The sequence below is a fragment of the Priestia sp. 10L35 genome (genome assembly GCF_056395685.1).
Genome location: NZ_JBFTKA010000003.1, coordinates 425,622 through 446,155 on the forward strand (window position 1 = coordinate 425,622; position 20,534 = coordinate 446,155).

Annotated in this window: 22 protein-coding genes and 1 pseudogene; 8 read left to right on the forward strand and 15 right to left on the reverse strand. The window is 38.6% G+C overall.

The features are described from left to right. Positions 1-195 precede the first annotated feature (195 nt). Both AC1DEF_RS13240 and AC1DEF_RS13245 read left to right on the forward strand, forming a co-directional pair. Positions 196-1,383 carry a macrolide family glycosyltransferase gene (locus tag AC1DEF_RS13240; RefSeq protein WP_097825253.1) on the forward strand — a complete coding sequence of 396 codons (1,188 nt, stop codon included), beginning with the start codon at positions 196-198 and terminating at the stop codon, positions 1,381-1,383. Between the two features lie 327 nt (positions 1,384-1,710). After that, entirely contained in the window at positions 1,711-1,989 is a 279-nt protein-coding gene (locus AC1DEF_RS13245) for an RNA polymerase sigma factor (RefSeq protein WP_028409216.1), read from the forward strand. Between the two features lie 21 nt (positions 1,990-2,010). On the opposite strand, the gene AC1DEF_RS13250 is transcribed toward AC1DEF_RS13245, so the two are convergent. Next, positions 2,011-2,328: a hypothetical protein gene (locus AC1DEF_RS13250; RefSeq protein WP_097825254.1), complete on the reverse strand. Its 318-nt coding sequence runs from the start codon at positions 2,326-2,328 to the stop codon at positions 2,011-2,013. A 208-nt stretch (positions 2,329-2,536) separates the two neighbouring features. Between AC1DEF_RS13250 and AC1DEF_RS13255 the strand changes: the two genes are divergently transcribed. Beyond that, a complete protein-coding gene (locus AC1DEF_RS13255; RefSeq protein ID WP_013057809.1) occupies positions 2,537-2,656 on the forward strand; it encodes a DUF4023 domain-containing protein in 120 nt (39 codons plus the stop codon). Positions 2,657-2,828: 172 nt separating this feature from the next. Next, a pseudogene (locus AC1DEF_RS13260) lies at positions 2,829-3,869 on the forward strand (alkene reductase); the annotation flags it as partial. Positions 3,870-3,897: 28 nt separating this feature from the next. Here the strand turns inward: AC1DEF_RS13260 and AC1DEF_RS13265 are convergent. The 4 genes from AC1DEF_RS13265 to AC1DEF_RS13280 all read right to left on the reverse strand — a co-directional run bounded on the left by AC1DEF_RS13265 (position 3,898) and on the right by AC1DEF_RS13280 (position 9,083). Beyond that, positions 3,898-4,620: a GDSL-type esterase/lipase family protein gene (locus AC1DEF_RS13265; protein ID WP_097825256.1), complete on the reverse strand. Its 723-nt coding sequence runs from the start codon at positions 4,618-4,620 to the stop codon at positions 3,898-3,900. A gap of 245 nt (positions 4,621-4,865) precedes the next feature. Continuing rightward, positions 4,866-7,904, reverse strand: a complete 3,039-nt coding sequence (locus AC1DEF_RS13270) for an efflux RND transporter permease subunit (RefSeq protein WP_097825257.1) — start codon at positions 7,902-7,904, stop codon at positions 4,866-4,868. Positions 7,905-8,024: 120 nt separating this feature from the next. Continuing rightward, complete coding sequence (locus AC1DEF_RS13275) at positions 8,025-8,474, reverse strand: DUF6188 family protein (protein WP_097825258.1); 450 nt, start codon at positions 8,472-8,474, stop codon at positions 8,025-8,027. A 39-nt stretch (positions 8,475-8,513) separates the two neighbouring features. Next, positions 8,514-9,083 carry a TetR/AcrR family transcriptional regulator gene (locus AC1DEF_RS13280; protein ID WP_016764786.1) on the reverse strand — a complete coding sequence of 190 codons (570 nt, stop codon included), beginning with the start codon at positions 9,081-9,083 and terminating at the stop codon, positions 8,514-8,516. Between the two features lie 260 nt (positions 9,084-9,343). Between AC1DEF_RS13280 and AC1DEF_RS13285 the strand changes: the two genes are divergently transcribed. Beyond that, complete coding sequence (locus tag AC1DEF_RS13285; protein ID WP_013083888.1) at positions 9,344-9,637, forward strand: DUF3817 domain-containing protein; 294 nt, start codon at positions 9,344-9,346, stop codon at positions 9,635-9,637. A gap of 47 nt (positions 9,638-9,684) precedes the next feature. Here the strand turns inward: AC1DEF_RS13285 and AC1DEF_RS13290 are convergent, their stop codons facing one another. Continuing rightward, on the reverse strand, positions 9,685-10,059 hold the full coding sequence (locus AC1DEF_RS13290; protein ID WP_013057816.1) for a DUF7674 family protein: 375 nt from the start codon (positions 10,057-10,059) through the stop codon (positions 9,685-9,687). A 75-nt stretch (positions 10,060-10,134) separates the two neighbouring features. Then, the gene (gene hutI / locus AC1DEF_RS13295; RefSeq protein WP_097825259.1) at positions 10,135-11,412 is read right to left on the reverse strand and encodes an imidazolonepropionase; all 1,278 of its coding nucleotides are present in this window, start codon (positions 11,410-11,412) and stop codon (positions 10,135-10,137) included. Between the two features lie 413 nt (positions 11,413-11,825). On the opposite strand from hutI, the gene AC1DEF_RS13300 reads away from it, so the two are divergent. Next, positions 11,826-12,089, forward strand: a complete 264-nt coding sequence (locus AC1DEF_RS13300) for a hypothetical protein (RefSeq protein WP_013057818.1) — start codon at positions 11,826-11,828, stop codon at positions 12,087-12,089. A gap of 34 nt (positions 12,090-12,123) precedes the next feature. On the opposite strand, the gene AC1DEF_RS13305 is transcribed toward AC1DEF_RS13300, so the two are convergent. From AC1DEF_RS13305 to AC1DEF_RS13315, 3 genes are all read right to left on the reverse strand, one after another. Then, a complete protein-coding gene (locus AC1DEF_RS13305; RefSeq protein WP_043981441.1) occupies positions 12,124-12,951 on the reverse strand; it encodes an LCP family protein in 828 nt (275 codons plus the stop codon). Between the two features lie 133 nt (positions 12,952-13,084). Further along, positions 13,085-13,627, reverse strand: coding sequence for a GNAT family N-acetyltransferase (locus AC1DEF_RS13310; RefSeq protein ID WP_013057820.1), 543 nt, complete (start codon positions 13,625-13,627; stop codon positions 13,085-13,087). 101 nt (positions 13,628-13,728) lie between these two features. Beyond that, positions 13,729-14,142, reverse strand: a complete 414-nt coding sequence (locus AC1DEF_RS13315) for a hypothetical protein (RefSeq protein ID WP_016764790.1) — start codon at positions 14,140-14,142, stop codon at positions 13,729-13,731. A 185-nt stretch (positions 14,143-14,327) separates the two neighbouring features. On the opposite strand from AC1DEF_RS13315, the gene AC1DEF_RS13320 reads away from it, so the two are divergent. Next, complete coding sequence (locus AC1DEF_RS13320; RefSeq protein ID WP_025751115.1) at positions 14,328-15,107, forward strand: undecaprenyl-diphosphate phosphatase; 780 nt, start codon at positions 14,328-14,330, stop codon at positions 15,105-15,107. 1 nt (position 15,108) lies between these two features. Beyond that, positions 15,109-15,447, forward strand: a complete 339-nt coding sequence (locus tag AC1DEF_RS13325) for a hypothetical protein (RefSeq protein WP_013083895.1) — start codon at positions 15,109-15,111, stop codon at positions 15,445-15,447. A 29-nt stretch (positions 15,448-15,476) separates the two neighbouring features. Here AC1DEF_RS13325 and qoxD read toward each other — a convergent pair whose 3' ends face one another. From qoxD to AC1DEF_RS13350, 5 genes are all read right to left on the reverse strand, one after another. Then, complete coding sequence (gene qoxD, locus AC1DEF_RS13330) at positions 15,477-15,785, reverse strand: cytochrome aa3 quinol oxidase subunit IV (protein ID WP_013057824.1); 309 nt, start codon at positions 15,783-15,785, stop codon at positions 15,477-15,479. Positions 15,786-15,788: 3 nt separating this feature from the next. Then, positions 15,789-16,397 (reverse strand): cytochrome aa3 quinol oxidase subunit III, encoded by a 609-nt coding sequence (gene qoxC, locus AC1DEF_RS13335; RefSeq protein WP_013057825.1) that lies wholly within the window; start codon positions 16,395-16,397, stop codon positions 15,789-15,791. Next, positions 16,397-18,340: a cytochrome aa3 quinol oxidase subunit I gene (gene qoxB / locus AC1DEF_RS13340; protein WP_013083896.1), complete on the reverse strand. Its 1,944-nt coding sequence runs from the start codon at positions 18,338-18,340 to the stop codon at positions 16,397-16,399. The genes qoxC and qoxB overlap by 1 nt, the downstream gene beginning before the upstream one ends. Before the next feature lie 46 nt (positions 18,341-18,386). Next, on the reverse strand, positions 18,387-19,340 hold the full coding sequence (gene qoxA / locus AC1DEF_RS13345) for a cytochrome aa3 quinol oxidase subunit II (protein WP_013057827.1): 954 nt from the start codon (positions 19,338-19,340) through the stop codon (positions 18,387-18,389). 566 nt (positions 19,341-19,906) lie between these two features. Continuing rightward, positions 19,907-20,485, reverse strand: coding sequence for a hypothetical protein (locus tag AC1DEF_RS13350; protein WP_025751110.1), 579 nt, complete (start codon positions 20,483-20,485; stop codon positions 19,907-19,909). Between the last annotated feature and the right edge of the window lie 49 nt (positions 20,486-20,534).

Sequence of the window (20,534 nt, forward strand, 5' to 3'; positions counted from 1 at the left end):
TTTCTCTCTAGTGCTCTCAAAATTCTACCATAATCTCCGCTTAATGATGTTATTTTTTAGGAAAAAAGTTATATTTTTTCACATTTTACACACAAAGATAGGGTTTGAAAAGATAAATGAGCTAGCCAAATTAGTTGTCAACTTCCTTATATTTGATTACGCTTGAAGAAATCTTACCGAAAGTGAAGTGAAAAAATGGCAAACATTTTAATGATCAATTTTCCCGCTGAAGGTCACGTAAACCCAACGCTTGGAATGGTAAAAGCTTTTTCAGACCGAGGTGATACCGTTCATTACATTACGACCGAGCGTTTTAAAGAGCGTCTTGAAAACGCCGGAGCTATCGTACACACTCACCGGGACTTCTTAAGCGGTGTATCCATCAAGCCTGAAACTCCTCAAGGAATCAACGCTTTTTTAAATATCCACATCCAAACGTCTTTAGATACGCTTAAGCTTGTTCATACGTTATCAAAAAAAATTGACTTTGACTTTGTGTTTTACGACAAGTTTGGAGCAGGCGAATTAGTCCGTGATTATTTGCGGATTCCCGGGATTGTATCATCCGCTTCTTTTTTAATGCCAAAAGAACGCTTAGCAATGATGCCTCTGCATCCCGATTCAGACGTTCCATTTAAACCTGACGAAAAAGCTCAGTACGGGCTCAGCTTGCTAAAAAATCAGTTTGGGGTAGAACCTAAAAATCTGCTTCAATTTATGAACAATGAAGGCGAATTAACGGTCGTATATACAAGCCGCTTTTTTCAGCCGCTTCATGAACATTTTGATGACTCTTTTTTATTTATTGGGCCAAGCTTTCCAAAGCGTCACGGCTCTCACGATTTTCCGCTAGAAAAGCTAAAGAACGAAAAAGTTCTTTATATTTCAATGGGAACGGTGCTTCATGATGTAGAAGGCTTTTTCAACCTTTGCATCGACGCATTTAGCGACTTTGAAGGAAAAGTTGTGATTGCAGCAGGAGACCGAGCTGATTTTAAAAAAATAAAAAAAGCACCAGAGCATTTTCTTATTTCGCCCTATGTTCCCCAGCTTGACGTGTTAAAAGAAGCTGATGTTTTTATCACGCACGGAGGTATGAACAGCGTAAATGAAAGTATTCATTTTAACGTACCGTTAGTCGTTTTACCTCATGGGAAAGATCAGCCTCTCGTCGCTCAAAGGCTCGTGGAACTAAACGCCGGGTATCGCTTAGCAAAAGAAACGGTAAATGCTTCTCTTTTAAGGAGTGCAGTTGAAGAAGTTGTCCGCGACGATCGCTATAAAAAAGGAATTAAAGAAATCAACGCAAGTTTCCAGCAGGCATCTGGACCGGCTGCAGCAGCTAAAAAAATTGTCAATTACTTAATAAAACAGCATTCATAAAGAAAAGGTGCACAGATGTGCACCTTTTCTTTATAAAAACAGCCATGTACAAACTGTATATATGCCAATGATTAGCAAACTGACGACTGTAAGGAAAATCAATGCACATCCAGCTACAATAAGTTTATCAGCCCATTTGGATACGTAATGAGCAATGCTTGCAGGCGGTCTCTCACTTTCCCCAAGTTTTCTTCTTTGATATCTCGTTGAATATTTTGCCTTGTTTTTTTGATACTACGTAGCTCATAAGCCTCTCCTTTTTAGGTGTTTATACTCATCTTAACAAGGGTACAATGAACTATAATTGATTTTCGAAGGGGCTCGGTTATGAACAATGATCTTTTACTCATTCAAGAGATAAAAATCCGAAAGAAAGAAGCACTTCATCAGCTTTACAATCGATATGAATCGCTTTTGTATCGTCTTGTCTATTCAGCAGTAAAAGATCCACATGCTTGCGAAAGCATCTTAACAGAGCTATTCAAAGAAATTTGGCATTCCCCTGATCTTTTGGTCAAAGAACGTACTCTTTCTCTTTCTTTGTGCAAGCAATGTGTAAAAAATATAAAAAAGCACAGCCAGAACTCAGAGAGGATTTCGTCGTAAATCATTTTTTTGCTATACATACTATGAATACAAATCCATATGACTGAAATAATCGAAAATATGATTTGAATCTGTAATCTTTATGCTATGAGTGCTGTAAGCAACGATTATTTCAGCCAGCATAAGAACGAATAAAATGGCCAATAGCACCTTAACAAGCGGAAATTGTCGGAACTGAGGAGAAAAAAGCAGCTTACTGACTGTATACAAAAACAGCAGGATAAAGTAGATCATCATGGCATTTGTCGCCTGAAGGGGCACATTCCAGACAAATATGTACACGCTGAATGTCAAAATTAAAATAAACGACATTTCTTTCCCGCTAAAAAAATCACTCATTGCGTAACACCTTTTCTTGTTCATGAATGAATAAGAAATTATAAACTCACGAAACATTAACATTATTTTTACAACAGTATACACGATTTTCCTATTAATTTCTATATACCGGTGTATATATGGAGCGGCTTTTAGCGGATTGGCGTCATGTTTTTGAGTGCAATGGGTTATAGTAACAGGGAAAGCTCATAAAGGAGGTTTAGATAATATGGAAAACACAAATGAATTTGTTCAAAAGCTGAACGATAATCAAGAAAAGCAGCGCAAAAATAAGCAGGGTCAAGCTACTGGGCATCCTGAGAAAAAACTTCCTAACAAACAGCATTAATGTTGTAAAAGTTGGCTGTAAAGACAGCCGGCTTTTTTTTTGAACTTTTTTCGGAAGTCGAAATGTTTGAAGATAAAACAAATCCCCTGTTACAATAAACTGAACCCGCTGCAAAACGTTCGCAGCTATACTTTCCTCTTAAGGAGCTGAATATAAAATGAGTAAATTTGAAAAACTATTCCAACCAACAAACATTGAAGCATTTGATTTACACACTCGTACAGCAATGGCACCGATGACAAGATGCTTTGCTGATCCAAAGACAGGCGTAGTCGGTCAAGACGTTGTAGACTATTACCGCCGCCGCGCAAAGGATGGTATTGGCTTAATTATTAGTGAAGGAATTGTTATCAGCGAACGCGCAAAAGGAAATCCTGGCGTTCCGGGTATCTATACCCAAGAACAAATTGATTCATGGAAGCCTGTCACAGAAGCTGTTCATGAAGAAGGCGGCACGATTATTGCTCAAATTTGGCACGTTGGCCGCTTGAGTCATTCCGGGTTAATCAATGGGCATAAGCCTCAGGCCCCTTCCGCTATTGCAGCACAAGGCCAAGTGCCGCGTTTCCGCAAGCCCTATGAAGAGCCTGAAGAAATGTCGAAAGAAGATATTAAAGAAGTTGTGGGACAGTATGCCCAAGCCGCTAAAAATGCCATTGAAGCAGGATTTGACGGCGTTGAAATTCACGGTGCTCACGGCTATTTGATCGATCAGTTTAATTCAGACTGGTCTAATAAACGCACTGATGAATACGGAGGCGACCTTGCACAGCGATTAACGTTTATGAAAGAAGTGATTTCCGCTGTTATCGACGCCATTGGAAAAGAGCGCGTTGTGATTCGCTTCTCTCCTCATAAGCTTGATAAACCAGACTACCGCTGGGATGATACTGAAAAAGCTATTCAAACGTATACAGAAGCATTTAAAGAAACAGGAATTGAGATCATCCATCCGTCTATGCTGGATTTTTATGAAGATGTTCAAAACGGTCAAAATCTTTATGAAATTACGCGTAAGTACTGGGATGGACCGATTATCGGTGTAGGTGACTTAACGCCTGAATCAGCTGAAAAAGCGCTTCAAGCCGGCTGGATCGACGTAGCTGCTATTGGCCGCCCGCTGATTTCAAATCCTGATTATTTACAGCGCATTAAAAACGGCGAGTCTCTTGTCGAATACGATGCTAAAAAACATTTACCAGAGCTTATCTAAAAAAAGCGCTCCTTCCGGAGCGCTTTTTTTATTGGTTTACGTATGCCTGAACCTCTTGTTTCCAAATAGCATAGCCTTGGCCTTTTAAATGAAGACCATCAACCGTGAAATTACTTTTTAACTGATTATGTGTAGATACTTTCGAATACAGATCAATGTAAGAATCTTTGTGTTTCTTAGCTAGACGCTCTAAATAGTTATTTAATGCGATAACATCTTTATTGTCCACTGCGTCGCCGCATTTTTTATTGTTCACGGGCAGTACACTTTGAATGTAGACTTTTGTATTCGGTGATTCTTTATGAATACGTTCAAGAATTTCAGTATAATTGGCTTTGGTTTTTTTTACAGATTTTTGCTCGTTTAAATCGTTAATGCCAATCATTAAGAAAATCTTTTTTGGCTTAGCATCTGTAATACTTTTTAGACGATGCAATACCCCTTCTGTTGTATCATCGGCTACGCCTCGATTGACAATCTGCTTATTATGAAAAAGTTCGCTCCATTCAGAGCGCTGGGTAATGCTATCACCGAGAAATACGATCGACTCTTTAGGAATACTTAATTGCTTAAACAAAGTGGTCCGTTCAATGTAATAAGGATTATCTCTATAGCTTTGCTTAGATGAATCCTTAGATGACAGCGGATTTTTCATTGCGCTGCTGCTTGTAGCATAAAAAGCAAAAACACCTAGGAAAAGGACATTTAAAATAATGGAACTGATAAATACAACTTTCTTTGTTGAACTCACGAAAACGACACTCCTGTACTTTGTATGTTTTTTAGATAACTCTACGATGATATAGTAAAGCTTCCTGTTAACACTCTTTCCCTCCATACAAGACATTTAATCATTTTTTGTAAATAATGATTTTACATAAAAAAGAAGCGGCGCTCGAAAGCGCCGCTTCTTTTTCTATAATATAAGGGGTTAAAACGTACTTTTATTATAACATATAGTCTATGGTCATATTTTCCTCTATTAGAAAATAGTTCTTATGTCGTTTCTTTTTCCAGCTGTTTTTCTCTTTTCACTTGCTTTGCGAAGAAGAGTTCGTATACCACTGGAATAATAATTAAGGTAAGAAGGGTAGATGACGCAAGCCCTCCGATTACCGTGATAGCTAAGCCTTTTGAAATCAGCGTTCCGCTTGATGTAGTAAGCGCCAGCGGAATTAATGCAGCAATGGTAGCAAATGCCGTCATTAAAATTGGACGCAAGCGCGTTTTCCCAGCTTCAATAAGGGATTCGCGGATCGTCATGCCTTTTTGTTCACGATTTTGGGTAATTCGATCTACAAGCACAATCGCGTTTGTTGTAACAATTCCAATCAGCATTAAGAATCCAATCATGACGCTGACAGACAGCGGTTCTTTTGCAAGGACTAGACCAACTAACGAACCGATTGGCACAAAAATGAGTGACGATAAAATGATAAATGGAATACGCGCTTTTCCAAACGTAACGAGCATCGTTAAATACACAAGGCCGATTGCTGTTAAAATAGCTAGACCTAGAGATTGGAAGACTTCCACTGTCTCGTCGCTTCCGCCTCCACCGTCCAAGCTCACATCTTTTGGCAAGTCTAACTTTTTCACTCCATCTACAACATCTTTGGTCACAGCTTGAACATCATCGCCTTTAATGTCTGCTTCCACTCGCGCAAATACTTTGCCGTCAAGCTTTTGAATAGAAGTGAACGTATCAATTGTACGAACGTCAGCAATATCTTTTACTAACACAGGTCCTCGTTCTGTAAATACTTGAAGATCTTTAATTTCTTTTACTGAACTAAGGTCTTTATCGTATGAAAGCTGAACCGCTCGTTTTGTATTATCTAATTTTAAGTCTCCAACAGATACTGGTTTGGTTTGGTCGGAGATTGTACCAAGCAGCTGAAATCCAGATACTCCATACTCTGCGGCTTTATCAGGATCTACTTCTACTACAAGCTGCTTTTGCTTATCTGAGAAGTTATTTGTTACATATTTAAGACGTTTGTCTTTGTTTAAGTGGTTTTCCACTTGCTTAGCTGCCTTTTGCAAGTCATCTAAATTAGAAGAATATAAATCAACCGTTACGTTATTATTTGTAGGAGGCCCTCCTGTTGATGCTTCTTGTACATTAACTGTTGCTTTCGGTGATTCTTCTTTCGTGATGCTTTCCATTTTCTTTTGAACTTTATCAATAAACGTATCAACATTCACGCCTTCTTTTACGTTCAAGAAATAGCCAACTTGGTTCGGGCGTTTTACACCTGTTGAAAAGTCGCGTGATCCAACTTCCGTAGTCACATCGGAAATTTCATTTTGATCCGCAAACATCTTTTCAATTTTTAAAGATACATCGTTTGTTTTTTCAAGTGATGTAGATGCTGGTAATTGAACGTTGGCCTGAAGCATCTTTTGTTCTTCATTTGGAATAAACGTAAAGCCAAGTGAAGGAACAAGCGCAAATGAGCCAAACAGTAAAATAAAGGATAAAATTAAAATTTTGATTTTATGATTAAGCGACCATGCAATCGCTTTTGCATATCCGCGCTGCAGCTTTCCTTCTTTTTCTTCAGGCGGTACTTTTTTAAACGCAAACTTTGCTAAAATCGGCACGATTGTAATCGCTACAAGAAGAGATGCTAACAGTGAAAAAACAACTGTTAAGGCGAACGGCAAGAAGAACTCTCCTGTAATTCCTCCTACAAAGCCGATTGGCAAGAATACGACAACCGTTGTAATGGTAGACGAGGTAATGGCTTTTAAAATCTCTTTTGTGGACGATTCGACAAGCTCGTTGCTCATGCCTTCTTCTGAACGGCGAACGCGTCTAAAAATATTTTCAATCACAACAATACTGTCATCCACTACGCGCCCAACGGCTACAGCCATTCCGCCTAGTGTCATAATGTTAAGTGAAATATCAAGCTGGTTTAAGAAAATAGCTGATACTAACAGCGATAATGGAATCGATATAATCGCAATGATCGTAGCGCGGAAGTTACGCAAGAAAATCAGCACGGCAAGTGATGCAAATAATGCTCCGAGCAATCCTTCGCGTACTAATGTTTCAACAGACTTTTCAATGCCGTCAGCTGAATCAAAGCCGATTGCGTAGTCTAACTGATCGTCATATTTTTTCAAAATTTTCATCGTTTCGCTCGCCACTTCAACCGTATTAGCATCTTGTTTTTTTGTGATGGCCATCGACAGTGCATCTTTGCCGTCATAACGCGTATATTCGCCTTGGTCTGTTACGGCTTCGACTTTGGCAATATCGCCAAGCTTCACAGGCTTTGCTTCAGGATTCATCGTAGATTTCAGCTGGATTTTCTTTAATGCATCGATCGTCGCAACTTTTTCTTCTACTCGCACTGGAATTTGAAGCTCTTTTCCGTTTAATGTTCCTGCTGGGAATGAAACAGCTTTTTGATTAATTTGTTCTTTCATCCCATCAAGCGTTAAGCCAGCTTGAGCTGCTTTTTCTTTATCGACCGTAATTTGTAAAAGGTCCTCTTTCACGCCGCCAACTGAGACGGAGTTAATACCTTGAATTTTATTCAATTCAGGAATCACTTCATCGTTTAATACTTTTTCAAGATTTGCATCATCTTTCGCAAACAGTGAAATGTTGAAAATCGGGAATGAACCAAATGAAAAACGGTTTACGTCTACATTTGATGACTCTGGTAAATCTAATTCTTTTATCGACGAGTTAATTTGCTGTTCAACTTTATCTAAATCCGTATTAAACGGGAATTCTAAATTAATAATGCCAACGTTTTCATACGATACGCTTTGTACGCTTTTAATTCCTTCAATTCCTTTCACTTGGTCTTCGATTTTCGACGTGACGTTTTCATTTACGTCATCAGGAGAAGCCCCGGGATACGTTGCTTCAATGGACAGCTGCGGAAATTCGATATTCGGCAGTAAATCAATTTTTAGTTTTGAAAATGAATATAGCCCCGCTAAAATAAGTAAAAATGAAATAATAAACACAGCTACCGCATTTTTTAAACTAAATCTCGTCAAAAAATTCATCTTTTTCCTCCATTACGTAACTAAGTTATTTGAGAAGCCTTCATCTTTTAATAGCTGCAGACCCGTCTTAATTTTTCAACAATTTTAGAGTACCCACGGGTCAGTTTTTCACAAAAAAACTCACCTCCTTTCATGTGCTGATGAACTGTCTATACAAACTGAAATTTGATGGTCACACGCTCCCCCTGGAAGCGAGATAAAGGAAAAGCCATCTTGACCATATAAATCCCAACCTTCAAAAAACGAGCTGTCGTGAAACATATCTAGCGCATACCCATTAGAAAATGTAATTCGAAGTATACCGATATCTTCATACCACTGTATAGAAATAATGTGCTGGCCAAGCAGCAGCGCTTCGACTTGCTGACGCTGCTCGGCAGAATGTAGCGATTTCCAGTCCGCTTGACCAAGCAAGATGCTGCGTTTGTTTTTTAGTCTCCATGGACATTCTGCCACAAGTCCACCTTTACTAAATCCAAGAGAAAACGGCAGGGTATTGTCTGTGTTAACCTTGGTAACGATTTGTTCTTGAAAATATGAAAAATTAATCATTGTGCTGCTGGTATCCATCATATCCCTCCATTATCAACCAGTACCGACGAGTCATTTTTAGGTCTCAAAGTAGCAGCCTTCAATGTATAAGTTCACAATGAACTCCGCATAGTTCATGATATCTTCTTCTGTTATATCATCATCGGAAACGATATCCATCCTATACCCATTTAACATGCTGCAAAACGCTTTTGAGTGTAAAAAAGCATTTTTTATTTTCTGCTCTTCAATCAATTTAGCAACAAGCCCGTGATAATCCTCAAAAAATTGATGAAGACGACCCATCATTTCTGGCATTTGGTGTGGGGCTTGCCAAAAAGAGTCGGGATATTTTTTAGTTTCGTAAAAAAAGAGCAGATGATGCTTCGCAATTGAATACAGCTTTTCATGAAACGTTTGGCATTCATCCGTTCTTCGCTTTGCATGATACAAAAACTCATCAAACGAACGATTGTTCACAGCGATATAAAGCGACTCTTTAGACGAAAAGTACAAGTAAAGCGTTCCTTTAGATACACCTGCTAGTTTAGCAATATCAATCATTTTTGCTTCATAGTAGCCTTTGGATCCGAACACTTCAAAAGCAGCATCTAAAATTTTCTCTCTCTGCTGTTTTCGGTTTGTCATGGTAAAAAATCCTCTCATACGTTTTCGATACTATACATATAAAATAATTAAAATAACTTGTCAACACGTAGTGTGCTCTTTTATCCCTTGCATCACAAGAGTATGTCAGTTTTTTAAACAAAACACTTCTATAGAGCAAATTAAAGCGTTTTCGACTTTTTTGTGACAGATACAAATGATGCTTGTATATGAAGAGCTCGCTATGGTACATTTTTGTCATTGATACAGAAATTTATTCCGTCGTTACGGGAGGAGAAAACATGGTTCTTACATCACCAATCGGTCGCCTGCGTTTAGTAGGAATTTTAGAAGGAATTTCATTTTTACTGCTGCTTGGCATTGCTATGCCGCTAAAATATGCAGCAGGCATACCAGAAGCTGTATCAGTTGTAGGCGCAGCACACGGTGCACTTTTTGTGCTGTACGCTCTTGCAGTCGTTCATGTAAAATTCGCGCATAAATGGTCAATCGGCCGCTCTTTATTTGCGTTTCTTATGTCGGTTATTCCGTTCGGCCCTTTTATTTTAGAGAGACAGCTGAAAAAAGAACAGTAAAAGAAAAGAACGTCACGGACATCATGTCTCCATGACGTTCTTTTTCCTTACTGTTCACCACTGTTTTCGCTAAAATGGTCAATCGTTTTCCACCACTTCAGTGAGTGAGGTTTTAATAGCATTCCAATTTCTTCTGGGCTAATTTGCTGATCTATAATCATTTCATGCATTGCTTGAAAGAGTCCCGTTGTAACAGCTTCTTTCACATCAGCTTCACCTTCTATATACAGCTGTTCAATCGCTTCAAATACGTCCGGTTCACGCTGGAGCTGGCCGTTATATTCAAGAGAGATTAAATGACCTGCAACACGGCTTAATTCATGCTGCAGCTCGTCTTTATCGTTGAGGTCCACTTCTTCGCTTGGCTCAAAAGATGGGCAAGCTTCTTTTAGTAATGGAATAACATTTTGTTTTGTAATCATATCTAAATTCCCTGCCTTTGCATGTGTGACAAATTCTCTATTCTTTACCCTTTTCTCTTTTTCTATAAACTTCTTTTACAAAACTTTTCCGTTTTCTACAACTACTTCTCCTTTTTTTACTACGCAGTCAATATGATTTAAGCCATACTGATATTGAAGGGTTCGATAACTAGAGACATTAAAAATCGCTAAGTCAGCCTGTTTTCCGACTTCAATGCTCCCAATCTTATCTCCTTGATTAATAGCATGAGCTGCGTTAATAGTTGTGGCTACAAGCACTTCTTCAGGACTCATGTTCATATTCATACATGCCAGGTTCATCACAAATTGCTGTGAAGTCGTTGGAGATGAACCTGGATTGCAGTCTGTAGAAAGAGTAACCGGAACGCCTAAATCGATCATTTTTCTAGCATCTGGCCATTTCATTCCAACAAATAAGGAATTCCCCGGTAAAAGTGTCGCTACGATCCGTTTTTCAGCCAGTTTCTTTAATCCTTCATCAGAAGCATACAAAAGATAATCTGCTGATATCGCTCCTACCTCTGCTGCGAGCTCCGCTCCTCTGCAGTATTCAAAGGGGTCGGCATGTATTTTAGGAAGCATGCCATGGCTTTTCCCGGCTTCTAGTATTTCTTGACATTGTTTGAATGAAAAAGCATTTGGAAGACATACAGCATCATTAAATGCTGCAAGCTTATAAGAAGAAATTTGAGGAATCATTTCGTGAATAAGTAAATTGACGTATTTCTGCGTATCTTTTTTATATACAAGAGGTACGACGTGTGCGCCTAAAAAGGTACTTACTACATCAACTGCGTGCGTATCATTCAGCATTTTAGCGATTTGCAGCTGCTTTAGTTCTGTTTCTAGTTCTAAGCCATACCCGCTTTTCACTTCTATAGTTGTGACTCCGTGAGCTAGAAAAGACGTAAGACGCTCATAGCTCTGCTGATAAATCCGGTACGCATACTCTTCTTGTGTTTGAACGACAGTGGAGTGAATACCTCCACCTTCTTCTAATAAATCCAAGTAAGAAGTTGGCCTTTCAAACCGCCTATAAAATTCTTCTTCACGCGAGCCAGCGTACACAGCGTGTGTATGGGGATCAATCAGACCCGGAGTCACAATTTTATGCGAAGCATCAATAATCGTTGCGTCATTTCTTTCCCTTTCATATTTTTGTTCTAGCTCTTTTGTTGTACCTACGGTCACAATTTGGTCTCCTTCTATCCAGACTGAGCCATTTTCAATCACCGTTAAGTTTCTCATTTCTTTTCCAGCTAAAGGACCTTTATTTTCTTTGGCCGTTACAACTTGCGAAGCATTTTTAATCCATAGCGCTTTTTTTGACATCGTTGAATTTCCCCCTTTTCTAGCGTGTACCACGTTTTGGGGCCTCATGTTTACCGTAAACTCATTTAGATTCACCTACACATTTCGCGCCTCTGCCTTCTTTCTTGTAGGTAGAAATTTGAAAAAGCATATCCATGGTCTGAAAAGCGTGTTTTTAAGTCTTTAAAGCTAGATAACTTATAATTTTTTCAATTATATACGCTTTTAGACCCTTCTTTTCTCCGTTTTCTTACTTATTAATTCTCGTTTTATCCAAATATATCCCTATATACTAAATCTTTTATCACATGTATTTTATAAACATCACGGCGATTTTCCCTCAACAGGATAAATAATAGATTTCTAGGAATAGAACGTTTATAATATTCTTTGAAGTTCTACTTTTAGAAAGATTCACTAATGGAGGAAGAAATATGATTGTCAACTATAAAAACCAAGCAACCGGTCATCGCATGAATAACGGCTGGAATCTTTTCTATGCGTCAAACTTAACGATGTGGCGCAAAGATGAAAAGTATTTGCTTTTAGATGAAAACCAAGATGTAGTGATGATCTTTGGCTTTAAAAAAGACGAAATCATTCTAGATAAATTGCAAACGTGGGGCTATACATTTGGTGTCCATCCAGAGAAAAAACAAATTTCCTGCTTGCAGCGTCAAGAAGAAATTGGTGAATAAAAAGAGGGCTGAATTTCTTCAGTCCTCTTTCTTATTAATGAGTTTGTTGAAACATAGCGCTCAGCTGTTTTTTTTCAGATGGTTTGACAACATAATACCATGTACCATCTACCATTTGTCCTTCTCCTTTTACGGTTACCGTTTCGAAATCAGGCCGGCCCTTCTTAATAACGTTATACATCGTAAATGCATCGCTGACATCAATATTCGTTCGAATATGCTTCTTTACAAGCGTGAGGAGACTTGGAATGTTTTTCACCGTTGACATGTTCATTCCTTTATCTAATAGAGCTTCCACTACTTGGCGCTGGCGATTATTTCTACCTAAATCTCCTTTTGGATCTTCGTGTCTCATCCGCACATAGGCAAGAGCTTTTTCGCCGTTCAACGCATTTTCTCCTTCAGGAAAGATAAATGAATCAAACACAAAAGGAAACGGGTTCTTAACGTATACTCCGCCAAGTTCATCTACTACATCTTTAAAGCCTTCCATATTTACTTTCACATAATAATCGACATCGACATCTAAGAAGTTCTCAACCGTGCGCACGGTTAAAGGAATGCCTCCGTATCGATAAGCATGATTAATTTTCTCATCCGTTCCTTTTCCATCAATGTGCACGCGCGTATCTCTGGGGATCGGCATAACTTTTGCTTTATTGTGGCTCGTATCTAAGTTGACCACCATTAATACATCTGAGCGGCCTGTATCTCCTGGCCTTTCATCTACGCCCATAACTAGTACATTAAACGAGTGAGGCTGCTCTTTAGCAGATGTTTGCTGTTGATAGGCAATTCCAAATCCAGCGGTTCCTAAAAGCAAAATACATGCCGCTAAGATCCCTATTTTGTATTTTTTCATTCATCCGGTCTCCTTTACACGTCACTTACTCTCTATATGCCTTAATGAATGAAAATTTATACCTTTTTAGAGAAATTTAAGCATACGTCAAAAAAGCCTGCTTGTTGAGAAGCTGGCTTTTCACTAGTAGATTTTAGCTTGATTTTTGATGCACATCACGCTGTGCCCATTCACTTTCTAACATACTCATTTCAATTAAGCTCCAGTACTGTCCATCTACAAGCCGGACATCTCGAAGAAGGCCTTCGCGTGTAAAGCCAATTCGTTCATAGGACTGAATCGCTCGCTCGTTAAAATCAAAGACGCCGAGCGAAATTCGGTGAAGACCCAGTTCTTCAAAACCAAAAGCTAACACTTTTTCAAACATGTGCGAGCAAAGCCCTTTTCCTCTATACTTTTCACCAAGCAGCACTCGGCCAATTCTTCCTGTTTTATGATAATAATCAATATGAGCAAGAGAAATATGTCCAATAAGCTGTTCATTTTCATCTATGACGGAAAAAGCATAGGTAGAAGCACCATCTTCATTAGCATATCGAATGTAGTGTTTTAACTGTCTAGGAGTCAGCGGAAAAGAAAAGCTAGAGCCGCTCCATTGCACCATAAATGACTCGGAGGGAATCCAATCCATTAGCTGTTTAAAGTCTTTTTTGGAGAACGGTCGTAGAGCTATCACATAATTCTCCCCCTTATTATTTCTGACTTTTCTAAATATATTACATTTATCATAATAAACTGTCAACTGTCTATGTAAAAAAAAGCCATCATTTCGATGACTTATAGCTGTAATGCTTTTCTGAGAAGAGTTAAATCATGAGTGAATTCAAAAAAATAGGTTCTATTTTCATTGTCAAATACCATCATGATTGGCTTTTGATTCGGCTCAAGAACAAAAATAACTTCACTTGCCAGCGTGTTGACCGCACTATTTTCAATTTTTACGGCTGGATCAAGAGGTACTTTAACAAGATAGCCTTTTTTAGGAAGCGGACTTGCCTTTTTATATAAACCAGTAATGGACGCAATACTTTTTTCAGCTTCTTTTTGAACATTTGGAGGTTTGAGCGTTGAACGAACGACTCTGCCCGTTTCAATTTGAAATATCTCTACTTTTGGCTGTTCAGCACTTACTGCCTGCGGAAAAATAAAAGCAGCGAATACGACGCATACAGCCACCCATTTTCGTATCATTTTTAGCACCTCTTTCCATTCATTGTGGATGAGATGGAGATAAGAATGGTCGTCTCTTCTTATACTATGACCTATTTTTATGTATTTATTTCACTAAATGAATGCCTATACTTCCATGTTTTTGTCATGTTCTCAGAACTTCCTCTATACACTACTAATAAGGACACGCTGTATGAGGTGATAAGATGTCGTGGTTTGAAGCATTTATTTTGGGAATCATTCAAGGGCTTACAGAGTTTTTACCGATAAGCAGCACGGGACATTTGTATTTAGGGCGCCACTTATTTGGCTTAGACGATGCAGGATTGTATCTAGATACGATGCTGCATATGGGCACTCTGCTTGCTGTATTTGTCTTTTATAAGCGTGAGCTATGGCATATTATTCGTCATCCTTTTAGCAAGCTTACAGGGCTTTTGGTGATAGGAACGATCCCTGCAGTTGCGATTGGTCTTTTGTTCAAAGACTATTTTGACAGTATTTCTAAATCTGGCTTAACGATCGGCTGGGAATTTCTTGCGACAGGACTGCTGTTATGGTTTGGTGATTCCGTAAAAAATGGCTATAAAAAAATGGATCATATTTCATACGGAGATGCCTTTTTTATCGGCTCGTTTCAAGCAGCTGCGATATTCCCTGCTGTATCTCGATCTGGTTTAACCATGGTAGCTGCGTTAATGCGAAAATTAGACCGTGAAACAGCCGCTTACTTTTCATTTTTATTGTCGACTCCCGCCATTTGCGGAGCGGTGTTACTTCAGTTAAAAGATGTAGTCACAGGTGAAGTCGAGCAGCTTTCCGTTTTCTTTTTATTCGTCGCCACCCTTTCATCTGCTTTATTTGGTTATGTAGCGGTAAAATGGATGATCAATTATTTAAAGCATCATTCATTAAAAACGTTTGCAATTTACGTTTGGATATTAGGTGCAGTCGTGCTGGTTTGTCAGTTTACGGGGGTGTTTTAAGATGAAGATGAAAGTCCGGACGCTTTTTTTAGTATTGTTTTTTGCCGGCATTTTAGTCGTGACAAGCTATGTTGATAACAATTCCCAGCAGTCGTTTAACAGCTTATCTCACCTTTCACTTGATGGAGGAGCTGTTGAAACCTCTGCAGATGAAGACGAGGCGGAACAATTAAACATGTCGGTCAAAGAAGTTCATGTTAAAACAGAAAAAAGAGGCGGATACCGAATTGAAGTGTACGAACAAGTAAATGTTTATAGAGATGATAAAGGAAAAGTGGTAAAAAAAGTTCCCACGGGAGAATATCAAACGTTGAAATATAAACTGAATGAAAAAAAATAAACCACTTACCGAAGTAAGTGGTTTTATTTTTAATGGTTAAAGTGAGCTGCAAGAATCCACAGTGTACCAACAACGATACAAAGTGCAATAAAGAAACTGTAAAGAATATTTGCAACCTGTACTTTACCATTTTCACTTTCAGTCATGTGCATGAACATTACTAGCTGCATTGCTGCTTGTAATAACGCTAGGATCATGATAAGAGTCATCGTAATGCTTCTTGATAGATCAGCTAGCACTACTAAACCAAGCGCTGCGAATGTTAAGGCTAGTGAAAGGATAAGCCCAAATACATGACTAAGCGGAAAACCTGCTTTTTGGCCTTGTTTATTTTCCATGTCTTATCCCACCAATCCGTTCAAGTATACAAGCGTGAAGATGAAGATCCATACAACATCAAGGAAATGCCAGTATAAACCGATAATAAATACTTTACGAGCAGTAACTGGTGTTAATCCTCGTCTTACTAATTGAATAATAATACTGATTGCCCAGAATACACCGACTGTTACGTGAAGACCGTGCGTTCCAAGTAGTGTAAAGAACCCTGATAAGAAGGCACTTGTTTGCATTGTTGCACCTTCGTGAACTGCGTACATGTAAAACTCACGAATTTCGTAGAAAAGGAATCCTCCACCAAGGACAAGCGTAATCACGAACCAAACTAAAAGTCCTTTTAAATCATTATTACGCATTTTAAAGATGGCAATTCCCATCGTGAAACTACTGAATAGTAGTAACAGCGTTTCGATCATAAAATCTTTAACAACGAACAGTTCTTCTGCAGTAGGGCCACCCGCTGTACGCGTATGGTACGTTAAGTACGTTACGAACAGCGTAGAGAACAACGCGATCTCGGCACCTAAGAAAATCCAGAATCCAAGGATATTCAGGCGACTTTGTTCTTCTTGGTATTCTAACGGCAATGATTTATCTAAATGTCCTGCCATTATTTGTCACCCCCTGTAATTCCTTCAACCTTCTTGATTTCATCTACTTTTACATAGAAGCCTGGATCATAATCAAATGAACGAGCAAGCATACAAGCAAAAATACCTGCTAATCCAACGATTGCCATTGGAATCCATTCAAATACTAAGCCAAATCCACCGATAAACCAGAAAATACCTGAGATAAACGGCACACCAGAGTTGCTTGGTAAGTGAATTGGTTTTAAGTCTTCTGCTTTAATTTCTGTTTCATTACGTTTTTTCATGTGCCAAAATGCATCCATTTCTTTCACATGAGGAATTACTGCAAAGTTGTAAGCTTGAACTGGTGATTTAGTCCACCACTCAAGTGTACGACCATCCCAAGGATCGTTTGCAGTGTCGCGTTTGTTTTTCCATGCACTGTATAATAAGTTAACTACTAATACGAAGAAGCCAAGACCCATTAAGAATGCACCGATTGTTGAAACTAAGTTTAATCCGTTCCAGCCAAGGTTGTCTGCATAAGTTTGCATACGACGAGTCATACCGTCTAAACCTAGGAAGAATTGTGGGAAGAAACATACGTTAAATCCAACAACAAAAATCCAGAATGAAATTTTTCCTAATTTTTCGTTCAACGTGTGACCGAAAATCTTTGGATACCAGAAGTATAAACCTGCGAAACAGCCAAACACTGTACCAGAGATTAATACATAGTGGAAGTGAGCGATTAGGAAGTAACTGTTATGATATTGATAATCGGCTGATGCCATCGCAAGCATAACCCCTGTTACCCCACCGATTACGAAGTTTGGAATAAACGCTAATGACCAAAGCATCGCAGTCGTAAATTTGATACGGCCTTTATACATTGTAAAGAGCCAGTTAAAGATTTTAACTCCGGTTGGTACGGCGATTAACATCGTTGTAATTGAGAAGAACGAGTTAACTGACGGTGAGTTACCCATTGTAAAGAAGTGATGCACCCATACAAGGTAACTTAAGAATGCGATACCGACCATTGATACAACCATTGCTTTATAACCGAATAAGTTCTTACGAGAATGTGTACTGATAACTTCTGAGAAGACACCGAATACCGGTAAAATAACGATATATACTTCAGGGTGACCCCAAATCCAGAATAAGTTAGCCCACATCATTGGAAGACCGCCGTTAGCCATTGTAAAGAAGGCTGTTCCGAATACACGGTCAAGTGTCATAAGTGCAAGCGCTACTGTTAATACAGGGAACGCGAAAATAATAATAATTGATGTGATGAAGATTGACCAAGTAAACATTGGCATTTTCATCATTGTCATGCCAGGGGCACGCATTTTTAAGATTGTTACAAAGAAGTTGATACCAGTCATTAATGTACCAGCACCAGCAATCTGTAGTGAAACGGCATAGAAGTTATTTCCGATACCTTCACTGAATTCTTTACCTGCAAGCGGGAAGTAACTTGTCCAACCTGCATCAGGAGCTCCTCCGATTACGAAAGAAAGGTTAAATAGCATTGCTCCCATAAAGAATGTCCAGAAACTAATTGCGTTTAAGAACGGATATGCTACGTCACGCGCACCAATTTGTAATGGAACGATTACGTTCATTAGTCCGATAATAAATGGCATTGCCATGAATAAGATCATGATAACACCGTGAGCCGTGAAGACTCCGTTGTAGTGATGTTCATCTAAAATGTTCATACCCGGGAATGCAAGCTGCATACGCATCATGATTCCATCGATTCCGCCGCGGAAAAGCATTAATACAGCTGAAAGGATGTACATGACACCGAGTCTTTTATGGTCAACTGTTGTTAACCATTCTGTCCATAACCATTTCCATTTCTTGAAATATGTTAAGACAAAAACGATACCGATGACCGTCATAGCGATTGCTGCATCAGCAGCGTAAATCATAGGTTCGCCAGTGACGAAAAATTCATCTAGCTTCATTATGTCTTCCCCCAATCATTACGTTATTTAGTGTAATAAATGAATGTTATTCATGATTTGAGTGATCCATGTTTTCCATTTCTTCATTACTCGTTTTTTCGTCTTCTTTCATCTTGCTGTGATCATGTCCTGTACCACGTTCTAGCTCTTTGCCAGGAATGTATACATCTTTTGCATGGTCAATCCATTTTAAATGTGTACCGTTGTAAGTTTGACGACCAACAACGCCTGGGCTTAGGATTTGATCATATTTCTTTTCAGTCAATTTACCAGCTGTACCTTTTACGTCACTAACCCACTCTTTAAAGTCTTTGTCCGTTTGAGCTTGAACTTCGAACTGCATTTGAGTGAAATGTTCACCAGAGAAGTTAGCACTACGTCCCATATAAGAACCAGGCTTATCAGCTTCTAAGTATAATGGCATTGACATGTTGTTCATCGAATATTTTTGTCCGCCAAGTTCTGGTACCCAGAATGAGTTCATAGGCCCTTGAGCTGTTAACTCAAATTTCACTGGCGTATCCGCTGGAATGTTTACGTAGTTAACCGTCTCGATATTTTGTTCCGGATAACTGAAAATCCATTTCCAGTTTGCAGATGTAACGTGAATCACGATTGGATCTTTATCCTTTGATTCTGCCGGTACTTCTTCTGCAGAATAGATCGCTTTAACAGTTGGCACTGCTAATAGAATTAAGATGATGATTGGGAATGCTGTCCAAATAACCTCCATCTTTAAGTTACCTTCTTGCTCAGGTGGCTCATAGTCCATGTTTTCAGGTTTTTCACGATATTTGACAAGAACAAATATAAAAATAGCAAATACGACAACAACCACGATCAACATCATCCACATAGACCAAATGATTAAATCAGATTGCGTTTTTGCAACAGGACCTTGCGGGTTCAATACAGCAAGCTTTGAACAACCGCTCAAAAATACTAGTGAAAGCGCAGATAGTAAACCTACTAGCTTCCAAAATCCTTTTTTTGGTTTCACTTAAAACTCTCCTTTCTAACAACACATGATGCGAAGCCTATATTGATGAACATTCAAAATGCGCTATCTTTCGCTAGATAACGACATTTTTATACAGACTCTCTTCCCCCTTATTTGTAGGCCACTACTATTGTAATACAAAGTGACATTTTTTTCGTCCCTTTTGCTTTATTTTTTTATATTAAAAATATTCTAATATAGTGACTGTACCAATGGGGTTAGAGTGCTTCAACCTTGCGATATTCTATCACATAATTTGGTATGAATAAATGTAAATAAAAGGATTCAGCTCCCATTTCTTAACTATTTCTTTAGGAATAACTGCAAAATTAGCTTTGTATGTTTGCTTCAACATTGATATATCAATACACATCGACATAATTGAATATTTTGTGACAAATTTTCAAAGAAAATGTGACGCCCTGTATGAAACTTATTTTGCCCGTTAATTCCCCTTTACTTTATAGCAAATATTTGTTTTTTTTGCTTAAAATTCTTTCTTTCGAAAATATGAACAAAACGTGAATTTTTTTAAAAAGCTTTTTTTTATAGAAAAAAGCTGCGTGTTATTCACGCAGCTCTTGATCCATAAATTCTTTAACTGTGATATCATCCCCTGCTTTATCCAGCAGCGTTGTCGTTGCTGGAAACGGATGTTTAATATGACTCGGTATTTTTTCATACAGCACAAAATAATCACTTTTTGGGACCGCAGCATCAATTGTATATGTATCGTGCACCAAAGCCGCCTTTACTCGCTCAATTTGTTTACTTCTATTTGTTCCTGTAAACAGCGCATATGTCCCTTTATTTGTATGGATATCATCATAATCCACTAAATTGCTCATTTTGGTACTGACTTCAATACGCAGGCGTTTGTTCCATCCTTGCTTCAATACGGCCATTCCTTCTTTATCACCAGGTATGGAGAATAAGGCTATGTATGTATTAGAGTGATCAACCCGTTTAAAATCTTGCAGCGTAATCTTTGCAGAACCATCAATACTTTCTTTATGCTCCCAATTTCGCAAATGCTGCTGCACACTTGCAGCATTGTTTTCAATTGGATATCGAATCATCTCATACGCAACAATTACAACCGCTATACAAATGAACAGAAATAGCAACCGCTTTATCTTTCGCACATCTATTCACCTTCCTTAGCTTACTCCCCTTTTATGTAATTGCCTAAAT